Below are 12,000 nucleotides of genomic sequence, written 5' to 3'. Positions count from 1 at the left end.
GCCGGCACGGCGATGACCGTGTAGGCGGTGTAGAAATCGCCGCCGACGAGGAACCAGGTGATCCAGGTGCCGAACGAGCGGCCGCCGAGACCCCATTCGTCGATATGGGCAAGCGTTTCGGGCTTGCGCCAGCGGGCGGCGACGAAGCCCATGATCGTGACCAGGACGAAGAAGAAGATGAAGACGGAGAGCGCCGTTACGTTGATGTCACTCCCCATCGCGCGTGCTCCTGTAGGCGACCCAGATCAGGGCTGCGGTGATCGGCACCCAGAGCAGCTGATACCAGTAGAAGAAGGGGAAGCCGAAGAGTTCCGGCTCGCGGAAATTGTAGAACGGCACCCAAAGGAGGCCGATATAGGGAATGAGCAGCAGCCAGAGCGCCGCCTTCCCGGTCGATTTCTGATTCACGATGATATCCTCTCGTCCTGAGCGCCCGGGCGCCTGCCCGGCCAGACGGAGAAAGATCTTGGGCCGACCCCGCGACAAAGCCGCGGCGGGTCGTATGGCTGGCGGATTTTTCTCCCCTGGGCACAGATCCTCCGCTGTGCGCAAGCCATGCTAGAACAGGCAGCGCACGCGCCTCAAGACGCGCGGCGGGGATGTTGGCGCCGGACTACCCACTGGTGGGTAGCTCCGCCAGCGCATCGGGATGCTCCAGGACGAAGCGCACGAGATCAGCGGTCGTGGAGACGCCGAGCTTGCGCTTGAGATGCTTGCGGTGCGTCTCGACGGTCGCCTCGCTGATTCCGAGTTCGTCGCCGATCTCGCGATTGCTCTTGCCCGCAGCCACCAGCCGCGCCACCTCGTGTTCGCGCCGGGTCAGGCGTTCGCCTGTCGGCAGCGGACCAGTGTTGAGCAGCAGATCCCTCACGCCGCTGGAAAAATAGGTCTGCCCGCCCGCCACCGTCACGATCGCCTCCACGACCTCTGACGTCGGCACCTCCTTGAGCACGTAGCCCGCAGCACCGCGCATGATCGAGGACGAAATATACTCGCGGCTGTCGTGCATCGACAGCATGACGATACGGCTTTCCGGGCTCTCGGCCTTGATCAGCGTTATGGCGTCGATGCCGCTGGTCTTCGGCATGTTGATATCGAGGAGCACGACGCGGGGGCGCAGCGCCCGCAGGAGCGGCAGCGCCTCGGCCACGTCGTTTGCGCCGCCAACGACGCTGACGCTGTCGTAGGTGTCGAGAACCTTCCTCAGCCCGTCGACCACGACAGGATGGTTGTCGACCAGGAATACGGTGATCGGCGTCATCTTCGTCCGCCCCTTTCACACGACCGCTTCAAGCGGCCATCTCATGCTGCTTTTGTCGCGGCGTCCGTTCGTGCTGCCGATCGCGGCAGCATCACCTGCAATTTCGTGCCTTTTTCCGTTCCGCCGATAATCACCATCCCGCCGAAATGCGCAACACGCTCGCGGATGTTCTGCAGCCCGAGCCCTTCGTTCTGCCTGATGAAGCCGGACGGAAGGCCGAGGCCGTTATCGGCGATCTGCATCCTGGCGCGCCCGTTCTCGCTCCATAGCCTGATTTCCAGCGCCGTGGCCTTCGAATGCCGTTCCACATTGTTCAGCGCCTCCTGGGTGACGCGAAAAAGAGCCGTGCGCGCGTCGGGCGAAAGATCGTCGACGAAGGTCTCCATGTCCATCGTCAGCGCCAGCCCGGTGCGCAGCGCGAATTTCTCCGCCAGGTTCTTGATGGCGGCAGCCAGCCCCATATCGTCAAGGACGCGCGGCCGCAGGTCATGCGAGATTTCGCGGATCTCGCGGATCGTGGCATTGAGCCCCTTGACGCTTTCGTCGATCGCCTCTTTCAGCTCCGTCGTTTCCGCATGTCGTCCCGCAAGCTCCATCGCGAAGCGCACGCCGAGCATGTCCTGCGAGATGCCGTCGTGCAGCTCCCGCGCTAGCCTCGCCCGTTCGGATTCCTGCGTGTCGATCACGCGCTGCGTCAGCTGCTTCAGCGCTCCGTCTGCCATCCGGCGCTCGTCGAGCGTCAGATAGAGACAGGTCGAAAAGACGATCACCACCGCCGGAACGGCAAATAGCGCGACGATGATGAAACTCTGCCGCGTGCGCTCGCGCAGCGCCGCGTTGGCCGCCGAGGTCTGGACCGCGACATCGTCCAGATAGGCGCCCGTACCCAGCACCCAGCCCCATTTGGGAAGTGCCACCACATAGGAGATCTTGTCGGCGACGGCTTCGGTGGAGGGTTTCTGCCACTTGTAGCGGTGATAGCCGCCGCCGCTTCTGGCGGCGGCGACAAGCTCGCGGATGACCCGGTCGCCGTCAGGGTCCACCAGCGTCATCCAGTTCCTGCCGTTGCGGAACGCCTGCCGGGGATGGACGACATTGTTGCCGGCATAGTCGTAGACGAAGAAATATCCGTCCTTGCCGTAGTCGAGCGAATTCAGGATCGCTGCGACGCGCTCCTTGGCGGCGTCGTCATCCACCCCCGCGCCGTCATAGGTCGACTGGATGGATGACATTGCCACACCCACGAGATTGGCGATCTCCCCTTCCTTCGAGCGCAGCATCGCCTCCTCGAACGCGGCCGAATTGCTGCGTGCAAGCTTGGCAGACTGCCAGGTGAGCAGCATGGTGACCGCCAGCGTAACCACGATCAGGGGGCCGACAGCGAGGACCAGGATTTTCGATCTGAACGTCATTGATACTCTTCCCGTCGTTCAACCGGCGGCACAGCGGCCCCTGGTCCTTGTGACGGAGTTTTGCCTTCGCCACAACATCGCCGGCCAGCCGCTCGACATCGGCGCCGGCATACAGATCGGAGAATTCTCCAGCTTCCACAGCAATTTCACCGCGATCGGCGGCGTGGTCAACCAGGCGACAAAGGCGCAATCGCAGGCGCGGCCGGGCAAAAAACAAAAGCGCTTGCATTTAAATCCGAACGTTCGTATTTTTATCCATGAAAACCGGGGCCCATATCTGTGACGCGAACGCGCAAGATCACCACTGACGATATTCTCGATGCTGCCGAGCGCGTTGTGGTGCGCGCTGGTGCGGCCGGGCTTTCGATCGATGCGGTTGCAAAGGAAGCCGGCGTCAGCAAGTCGCGCGTCGTCTATGACCACAAGACCAAGAGCGCGCTTCTGGAAGCGCTGGTCGATCGCCGTGTCGGGGCAGATGTCGCCCATATGCAGGAATGCGTTGACGCCGCGACGGATACCCCTCACCCGGAGCTTTACGGCCGCATTGCCGCTGCCGACAAGACGCTCGACGATACCGACCGCGCCGTGGCGATGGCGATCAGCGCCTCCATGTCGAGCGAGGAAAACCTGCAGCAGATCATCCGCAAATGGGTGGTGAGCGATCTGGCGGCCATGGCCGCCGGGCCGAAGCCGCGAGCAGCCCTGATGGCCTATCTGGCGCTGACCGGCTTCTATTGTACCGAACTTTTCGATTTCCACCGCTGGAGCGGTGGCGAGCGCCAGCAGCTGCTCGAGGATATCCGTAACGTCTACACAACGTTTCGCGAGCCTCCTGAAACGAAGAGCTGACCCTAGTTAAACTCCAAACCGGTTCCGGGAATGCCGTTGAGCGGTCATTCCGATGGGAACTGCTTGGGAAAAATGACCTGAACAAGCCGCCCGGGGGCGGCCAAAAAGGGAAAAGACTGATGTTGCGCAAGACCAGACTGCCGCGCCTCAAGGCGATCATGGCAGCCACCGCCCTCCTCGCATTCACCGCTGGCGAGACGCTGGCGCAGGAGGGCATGCAGATGCCGCCGGCAGCCGTCGGCGTCGTCGAGCTGAAGGCCCATGCCGTGCCCGTGGTCAACGAGCTGCCGGGCCGCATTGCCGCCACCCGTGTTTCGGAAGTGCGCGCCCGCGTCTCCGGCATCCTGCAAGAGCGCGTCTTCGAGCAAGGCACATTGGTCAAGCAGGGCGACGTGCTCTACCGCATCGATCCGCGCATCTTCCGCGTCCGCGTCGCGAGCGCCGAAGCGACGCTGCAGCGCGCCAAGGCGACGCAGCAGAATGCGCGCCTGCAGCTGCAGCGCCAGCAGAACCTCAAGGAGCGCAATATCGCGACCGGCATCGATTACGATACGGCCGCCGTCGCCGTCGCCCAGGCCGATGCCGATGTGGCAAGCGCCGAAGCCGGCCTCGATGAAGCCAAGATCAATCTCGATTACACCGAGGTCCGCGCGCCGATTTCAGGCATCATCGGCGGTGCGCTGGTGACCGAGGGCGCGCTTGTGACCGCCGACGGCACCTCCAATCTGGCGCTCATCCAGCAGGTCGACCCCGTCTATGCCGACTTCACCCAGTCGGCCCAGGATCTCCTGAACCTCAAGCGCGCGGTCGCCGACGGCAAGCTTGCCAGCACCGCACCCGGCGAGGCCCGCGTCGAACTCGTCTTCGACGATGGCAGCCTCTATGCCGAGCCCGGGCGGCTGCTCTTTGCCAGCGCCAATGTCGACCCCAATACCGGACAGGTGACGCTGCGCGCCGAATTCCCCAACAAGCATGGCGATCTCCTGCCCGGCATGTATGTGCGCGTGCGCATCGAACAGGCCGTGCGCCAGGATGCGCTGACCGTGCCGCAGCGCGCGGTGACACGAAACGAGGCCGGCCAGGCGCAGGTCTATGTGCTCGCCGAAGGCAACAAGGCGGAGCTTCGCCCGGTCACGCTCGGCCAGGTTCTCGGCTCCGAATGGGTCGTCGAGACAGGCCTGAAGCCCGGCGAGACCGTGATTGCCGATGGCGTGCAGAAGGTGCAGCCCGGCGCGACTGTCGCGCCCGAACCCTGGAAGCCGGACGCCCCGGCGGACACTTCCGCCGCACCAGCGGATGCTTCCGCGAGTGCCCCTGCTCCGGCAAAGACGGCGGAGTAAGAGCTCATGGCACAATTCTTCATCCGCAGGCCGATCCTGGCCTGGGTCTTCGCATTGTTCATTTCGATTGCCGGCATCATTGCAATCCCCTTCCTGCCGGTCTCGCAATATCCGAAGGTCGCTCCGCCGCAGCTTTCGATCTCCACCTCCTATCCGGGCGCCTCACCGCAGGAAATCTATCAGGGCGTCACCCGCCAGATCGAAGATGAGCTGAACGGCGTCGAAGGACTGATGTATTTCGAATCGACATCGGACAATTCCGGCTCGGTCAGCATCAACGCCACCTTCCGCGCCGGCACCGATATCGACCAGGCCTCGGTCGACGTGCAGAACGCCATCCGCCGCGTCGAAGCCCGCCTGCCCGCCACCGTGCGTTCGCAGGGCATCAACGTGGAAGAGGCAAGCTCCGGCTTCCTGATGTTCATCGCGCTGACCTCCACCGATGGCACGCGCGATGAAGTGGCATTGGGTGACTACATCACCCGCAACATCATCGGCGAACTGCGCCGCATCGATGGCGTCGGTCGCGCCCAGCTCTTTGCTGCCCAGCGGGCGCTCCGCGTCTGGATCGATCCGGACAAGATGGTCGGCCTCAATCTCACGACCGACGACATCAACAACGCCATCACCGCCCAGAACGCCCAGGTCGCCGCCGGCCAGATCGGCGCTGCGCCGAACCCGGTCACCCAGGACCTGACGGCAACCGTTCTCGTGCAGGGCCAGCTGCAGACGCCGCAGCAATTCGGCGAAATCATCCTGCGCGCCAATCCCGATGGCTCCACCGTGCGCCTGAAGGATGTCGCCCGCGTCGAGCAGGGTGCGGAATCCTACAATTTCACCAGCCGCCTGAACGGCCAGCCGAGTGCGGCGATCGCCATCCAGCTCTCGTCGACGGGCAATGCGGTTGCCGTCTCCAACGCCGTCAACGCGAAGATGAAGGAGCTCTCGCGCTTCTTCCCGTCGGGTATCGAATATTCCGTTCCCTACGATACCAGCCCCTTCGTCTCGGCTTCGATCGAGAAGGTCATCCACACGCTGATCGAGGCTGTCGCCCTCGTCTTCGTGGTCATGTTCATCTTCCTGCAGAATTTCCGCTACACGGTCATCCCGACGCTCGTCGTGCCGGTGGCACTGCTCGGAACCTGCGCTGTCATGTATGCGACGGGCTTTTCGATCAACGTGCTCACCATGTTCGCCATGGTGCTGGCGATCGGCATCCTCGTCGATGACGCGATCGTCGTCGTCGAAAATGTCGAGCGCATCATGGCCGAGGAAGGGCTGTCGCCGAAGGCCGCCGCCCAGAAGGCGATGAGCCAGATCACCGGCGCCATCCTCGGCATCACGCTGGTTCTCTCCTGCGTCTTCATTCCCATGGCCTTCTTCCCCGGCTCGACCGGCATCATCTACCGCCAGTTCTCGCTGACCATGGTCGTCTCGATCCTGTTTTCAGCCTTCCTGGCGCTGTCGCTGACGCCCGCCCTTTGCGCCACCTTCCTGAAGCCGATCAAGCAGGGCCATCATGGCAAACGCGGCATCGGCGGCTGGTTCAACCGCAATTTCGAGCGCATCACCGCGGGTTATTCGACGACGGTGACCGGCATGGCGCGCCGCGCCGGGCGCATGATGATCGTCTATCTCGCCCTCGTCGTCGGCCTCGGCTATCTCTTCATCAACCTGCCGACCGCCTTCGTGCCGGATGAAGACCAGGGCTTCATGATCGTCGATATCCAGGGCCCGCCGGAAGCGAGCGCCAACCGCACGATCGAATCCATCAAGCAGGTGGAAAAGATCTTCCGCACCGAATCCGCCGTCGAAAATATCGTCGCGATCCAGGGCTTCTCCTTCTCGGGCAACGGCGCCAATGCCGCGCTTGCCTTCGTGACGCTGAAGGACTGGGCGGACCGCGGCCCCGGCAATACCGTGCAGGAAATCGCCAACCGCGTGAACGGCCAGCTCTTCGCCCTGAAGGACGCCACCACATTCGCGCTCTCGCCGCCGCCGATCGAAGGCTTCGGCGCCACCGGCGGCTTCTCCTTCCGTCTGCAGGACCGCGGCGGCAAGGGCCAGACCGCACTTGTCGAGGCGGCCGGCCAGCTGATGCAGATGGCAGGCAAGAGCCCTGTCCTGACGGGCATACGCGTCGAAGGCATGCCGGACGCAGCCCAGGTGCTGATGGTGATCGACCGCGAAAAGGCCAACACCTTCGGCATCTCCTTCGCCGACATCAACAACGCCATCACCGCCAATCTCGGCTCGTCCTATATCAACGACTATCCGAATACCGGCCGCATGCAGCGCGTCATCGTGCAGGCGGATGACCGTGCCCGCCTGCAGATCGACGACGTGATGAAGATCAACGTGCGCAATGCGAGCGGCGGCATGGTGCCGCTCTCCTCCTTCGCCATTGCCCAATGGCAGAAGGGCGCACCGCAGATCGTCGGCTATAACGGCTATCCGACCGTGCGCATCTCAGGCGCCCCGGCTCCGGGCCAGTCCTCCGGCGCGGCCATTGCCGAAATGGAGCGCCTCGCCTCCCAGCTTCCCGAGGGCTTCGGCTTCGAATGGTCCGGCCAGTCCGCGGAAGAAATCACGTCAGGCAGCCAGGCGCCGATCCTCTTCAGCCTGTCGATCCTCTTCGTCTTCCTGCTTCTGGCGGGTCTCTACGAAAGCTGGTCGATCCCGCTCGCGGTCATGCTCGTGGTGCCCTTGGGCGTCATCGGCGCGGTGGCGGCGGTAATGCTACGCGATATGCCCAACGACATCTACTTCAAGGTGGGCCTCATCGCGATCATCGGCCTATCCGCCAAGAACGCCATCCTGATCGTGGAATTCGCCAAGGATTATTACGCCGAAGGCAAATCCCTGCTGGATTCGGCGATAGAAGCCGCCCGCGTCCGCTTCCGCCCGATCATCATGACCTCGCTGGCCTTCACCCTCGGCGTCGTGCCGCTGGCGATAGCGACCGGCCCGAGCGCGGCGAGCCAGAACGCCATCGGCACCGGCGTCCTCGGCGGCATGATATCAGCAACGGTTCTGGCCATCTTCTTCGTCCCGGCCTTCTTCGTCTTCGTGCTGAAGCTGATGAGGACGAAGCGACCGGTCGCTGAGCAGGAAACGCCCGCACCACAGGAAACCCCGCCAAACGCCCCGACCGTCCACCCCTGACCGCAGCGGCCGGTGCGTCATGCCTCCCGGGCTCCCTTGAGGGCCTGGGAGGCAGTTTCGAAGCCCGATCTACAGCAATGCGCCACATGGGGCCGAACGCGAACGCCCCAATCCTCCCCACGAACAGCAGGTCGGAGGGCGGGCCACGTGCCCGATAGCGTTGTCGGAAATCTCGAATGTCCGGATCAAACCGACTTGACGAGCCGAATGATCGCCGGCGCCGGTCCGAATTTGGCGATCGAGGTCTTGCGAAAATCCAGGAAGTCCTGCGCCGCAAGCGCCTTGGAGAAAAGCCAGCCCTGGCCGAACGAGACGCCGTGCTCGCGCAGATAGGCGGCCTGCTCTTCCGTTTCGACACCTTCCGCAACGGCGAACAGTCCAAGCTCCTGTGCCATCTCGATAATATGCAGGGTTACGGAACTCGTCGCTGTGGCCCGACCAATCATGTCGATGAAGGATTTGTCGATCTTCAGCGCATCCACAGGCAGACCCTGGAGATATTGGAGGCTGGAATAGCCCGTTCCGAAATCGTCGATGGCAACCGAGTGGCCGGCTCTTCGCGCCCTCTCCAGATTCGTCCGGGCGGCTTCGACGTCCATGAAGCCCCTCTCTGTCGCCTCCAGCCAGATCTGCTCGTTGTGAATATCCGTGTTCTGAAGCTTTTCGGCGATCATGTCGATGAAGCGGCCCGATTTGATATCGGCCGCGCAGAGATTAATCGCGATATGCAGCCCCCTGTCGCTGGCGAGAACCGCCGACATATCCTTCACCACCGCCTCGACCACCTGATCGGTGATCGGCATAATCAGCCCCGTTTCCTCCGCAAGGGGGATGAAGAGATCGGGGCGGACCATGCTGCCATCCCGTTGCCGCCATCGCACCAGCGCCTCGGCGCCCACGCAGACACCCGTGGCCAGCTCGATGATAGGCTGGTAATGCACGATGAACTGCCGTCTATGGATCGCAAACTCCAGTTCGGCCCGCGGCAACAGCTTTCCCCTGGAAAACACCACGACCACAGCCACGATGAACGCGGCGATGAAAAGGCCGACCGGAAGAAACAAGGTCAGCTCCCGGCGAAGCTGGCCGTAGACCATGCTTGTCTGCTCCGAAGTCACAGCGACGACACCACCGCCGGATACCGACGCAAACATCCTCTCGCCGTCGATGCCCGTGACCTTGTTGTCGATATGCTGGCGGGCGAACGAAATGTCCGGATCGTTGCGGCCATCGATCAGCAGCCCACTATTGTTGAAAAGCGCAAGCGATATGCCGCGGCCAAGCTCGACATCGACAAACCTTGAAGGCGTCACAAGGACATTGTGATTGCCCAGGTGCAGCGCCGTCATATGTTTCCCTCGGCTTACAATAGGCAGAATGCGAAGAGATACCTCCACGCCGTCAGCGGTGGTGTAATCCACACGCGGTTTCGCGATATCGGCTTCCGTGACGCCCCATGACGTGCACTTGAGCTTGCCATCTTCGAAATAGCCGATCTCCTCCACAGACGCCGTATTTATGGTCAGCACACGCATGAGCGCGATATGCTGCGGCGAGCAGGGAGTGACATTTGCGGCATTCACTTCGGCGAGTGCTGCGCGCGCATCGGAAAAGGTGAAACTTGCCCGCTCGACAGCGTCTTCGGCCTGCCGCTGAAGGCCCGACAGTTCCTTGCCGATCGCAATCTGCCATGAGGCATAGGCCATGACCGCCAGCGGCGCGACCGCCCCGACGACAGCAAGCACTATGCCCAGCGTGATGACACGATACCGTCTAGCTTGCATGAGTCACCTATAATTCAACTATAAGAACATAATCACCAAGCATTAATCAAGAGGCAAACCAGCGGTCGGTATTGCGTGGAAACATAGCCAAGGGGTTTCTTCTCAGCCGTCGCCGGAGCCACCATGAAAACCGGCGGCCAGAGGCCATGTCATGGGCCGATGGCAGGAGGCCAGAGCGTGTCTCCACGGCACAACCGAGCAAACCCCGGCCCTCCGATAGACGCCGCATCCACCCCGCCCTATATCTGCCCCCGCAAAAGCACCATTGCTGGGAGCGCCCCATGCCATCCACCTTCATCGCCAAGGGCGCCGACGCCTATGAAGCCAGCATGGGCCGCTGGAGCCGCAAGCTTGCAGACCCCTTCCTCGCCTTCGCAGGCGTGCCCTCGCACGGCCGCGTCCTCGACGCCGGCTGCGGCACCGGCAGCCTGACGCTGGCGCTCGCAACCCATCCCGGACTGAGCGCCATCGAGGCCCTGGATTTCGAGCAAAACTTCGTCACAGCCCTCAGCGCCCGCACGGATGACCCGAGGATATCGGCCCGCCAGGGCGACGTCTGCGCCCTGCCCTATGACGACAAGAGCTTCGACGCCGCCTATTCCCTGCTCGTCCTGCATTTCGTCTCCGATGCCGACAAGGCCATCGCCGAAATGCGCCGTGTGCTAAAACCCGGCGCCACCGCCGCAGCCGCCGTCTGGTCCCATGACGGCATGCCGAGCTGGCGTCTCTTCTGGGACACGATCCGCGTCTTCGAACCCGAAGCCGAAGGCAACGGCATCCCCTCCGGCCCGAGGCCGATGACAGCGGAGGGTGAGTTGCGGGCGCTCTTTGCGAAAGCCGGCTTTGCCGATGTCACCGAGGCAAGGCTGACGATCACGATGAACTACGCCGATTTCGACGATTTCTACCTGCCGAAAGTCTATGGGCAGGGACGGTTTTCAGCCTTTTTCGAGGCATTGCCGGAGGCGAGACGGGACCGGCTGCGGGAGGCGCTGAGGGTGGCGTATTTGGATGGGAGGAGCGAGGACGGGCCGCGCGGGTTCGAGAGTGTGGCCTGGGCGGTGCGTGGCAGCGCGTAAGACGGATTTAGCGCCGCCTGCCCGTATTGGTGGCTGAACCCGGCTCCGTCAGTACGTCATATTCCGCAGCTCGGGAAAATCGTAGTAACGCAGCCGCTCGTCGCGGCAGCGGACGTCATTCTTTGAGAGGCCCATGATCATATTCTGCTTCAAGGTAAGGTCGATATAGGACCAGCTCGGGTTGGCACGCTCCGTCGTGCGCGTGCAATAAGCGTAGACCTGCTTTTCAGGATCGAGCAGCACCACGCTCGAAATCTCGGCCTTCAGGAAATTCCCCGGTTTGATGGTTCCGCGCACGGCGTCCACATACTCGCGCTTGACCGAGCTGGGCGGAGGACGCTGCGAATCCAAGACAGATTGTGGTGCCGGAGTCTGGCAGCCGGCCAATGTCATCGCGGCGGCACAGAGAAGTACAGTCGTCCTTATCAAGTTCAATCTCCCAAAAGGCAAAGCACAAGGCGCAGAATATTTCCTACAAATATTACGAGAATAATATCCGCAATACACGGCCATCCACAGCCGATACCGCGAACGGTGATCACATGTTTCGCCCCGCAGAAGATCAACGTTCGCAATGCGAGCGGCGGCATGGTGCCCCTCTCCTCCTTCGCCATTGCCCAATGGCAGAAGGGCGCACCGCAGATCGTCGGCTATAACGGCTATCCGACCGTGCGCATCTCCGGCGCGCCGGCACCCGGCCAGTCCTCGGGTGCGGCAATCGCCGAAATGGAGCGTCTGGCCTCACAACTGCCGGAGGGCTTCGGCTTCGAATGGTCCGGCCAGTCGGCCGAAGAAATCACATCAGGCAGCCAGGCGCCGATCCTCTTCAGCCTGTCGATCCTCTTCGTCTTCCTGCTTCTGGCAGGTCTCTACGAAAGCTGGTCGATCCCGCTCGCGGTGATGCTGGTCGTGCCCCTCGGCGTCATCGGCGCGGTGGCGGCGGTAATGCTGCGCGATATGCCCAACGACATCTACTTCAAGGTGGGCCTCATCGCGATCATCGGCCTCTCCGCCAAGAACGCCATCCTGATCGTGGAATTCGCCAAGGATTATTACGCCGAAGGCAAATCCCTGCTGGATTCGGCGATAGAAGCCGCCCGCGTCCGCTTC

At 62.7% G+C, this 12,000-nt stretch carries 9 protein-coding genes and 3 pseudogenes; 6 read left to right on the top strand and 6 right to left on the bottom strand.

The genetic code is table 11. The features are described 5' to 3' along the window. The 4 genes and pseudogenes from AC1DF8_RS35985 to mctS form a co-directional block, all read right to left on the bottom strand. Positions 1-218, bottom strand: a pseudogene (locus AC1DF8_RS35985) (sodium:solute symporter); the annotation flags it as partial. Then, positions 208-408 carry a DUF3311 domain-containing protein gene (locus tag AC1DF8_RS35980; protein ID WP_112546004.1) on the bottom strand — a complete coding sequence of 67 codons (201 nt, stop codon included), beginning with the start codon at positions 406-408 and terminating at the stop codon, positions 208-210. The gene AC1DF8_RS35980 and the pseudogene AC1DF8_RS35985, both read right to left, overlap by 11 nt. A 205-nt stretch (positions 409-613) precedes the next feature. Next, positions 614-1,261, bottom strand: coding sequence for a two-component system response regulator MctR (gene mctR, locus AC1DF8_RS35975; protein WP_112545988.1), 648 nt, complete (start codon positions 1,259-1,261; stop codon positions 614-616). 41 nt (positions 1,262-1,302) lie between these two features. Continuing rightward, positions 1,303-2,673 (bottom strand): two-component system sensor histidine kinase MctS, encoded by a 1,371-nt coding sequence (gene mctS / locus AC1DF8_RS35970; protein WP_478157558.1) that lies wholly within the window; start codon positions 2,671-2,673, stop codon positions 1,303-1,305. Between the two features lie 76 nt (positions 2,674-2,749). Here mctS and AC1DF8_RS35965 point away from each other — a divergent pair. From AC1DF8_RS35965 to AC1DF8_RS35950, 4 genes and pseudogenes are all read left to right on the top strand, one after another. Continuing rightward, positions 2,750-2,884: pseudogene (locus AC1DF8_RS35965) on the top strand (adenylate/guanylate cyclase domain-containing protein); the annotation flags it as partial. 68 nt (positions 2,885-2,952) lie between these two features. Then, positions 2,953-3,522, top strand: a complete 570-nt coding sequence (locus AC1DF8_RS35960; RefSeq protein WP_112545990.1) for a TetR/AcrR family transcriptional regulator — start codon at positions 2,953-2,955, stop codon at positions 3,520-3,522. 119 nt (positions 3,523-3,641) lie between these two features. Further along, positions 3,642-4,862, top strand: coding sequence for an efflux RND transporter periplasmic adaptor subunit (locus AC1DF8_RS35955; protein WP_112545991.1), 1,221 nt, complete (start codon positions 3,642-3,644; stop codon positions 4,860-4,862). A 6-nt stretch (positions 4,863-4,868) separates the two neighbouring features. Continuing rightward, positions 4,869-8,027 carry a multidrug efflux RND transporter permease subunit gene (locus tag AC1DF8_RS35950; RefSeq protein WP_478157556.1) on the top strand — a complete coding sequence of 1,053 codons (3,159 nt, stop codon included), beginning with the start codon at positions 4,869-4,871 and terminating at the stop codon, positions 8,025-8,027. Positions 8,028-8,212: 185 nt separating this feature from the next. Here the strand turns inward: AC1DF8_RS35950 and AC1DF8_RS35945 are convergent, their stop codons facing one another. Beyond that, positions 8,213-9,811: an EAL domain-containing protein gene (locus AC1DF8_RS35945; RefSeq protein ID WP_478157554.1), complete on the bottom strand. Its 1,599-nt coding sequence runs from the start codon at positions 9,809-9,811 to the stop codon at positions 8,213-8,215. Positions 9,812-10,092: 281 nt separating this feature from the next. Here AC1DF8_RS35945 and AC1DF8_RS35940 point away from each other — a divergent pair, with 281 nt between their 5' ends. Further along, positions 10,093-10,890, top strand: a complete 798-nt coding sequence (locus AC1DF8_RS35940) for a class I SAM-dependent methyltransferase (protein ID WP_478157552.1) — start codon at positions 10,093-10,095, stop codon at positions 10,888-10,890. 48 nt (positions 10,891-10,938) lie between these two features. Here AC1DF8_RS35940 and AC1DF8_RS35935 read toward each other — a convergent pair whose 3' ends face one another. Further along, positions 10,939-11,283: a rhodanese-like domain-containing protein gene (locus tag AC1DF8_RS35935; RefSeq protein WP_478157561.1), complete on the bottom strand. Its 345-nt coding sequence runs from the start codon at positions 11,281-11,283 to the stop codon at positions 10,939-10,941. A 168-nt stretch (positions 11,284-11,451) separates the two neighbouring features. On the opposite strand from AC1DF8_RS35935, the pseudogene AC1DF8_RS35930 reads away from it, so the two are divergent. Continuing rightward, positions 11,452-12,000, top strand: a pseudogene (locus AC1DF8_RS35930) (efflux RND transporter permease subunit); the annotation flags it as partial.

It is taken from the genome of Rhizobium sp. 05N49 (genome assembly GCF_056396805.1).
The sequence above is the reverse complement of the archived record's forward strand: the minus strand, read 5'-3'. Positions and strand labels throughout refer to the sequence as shown.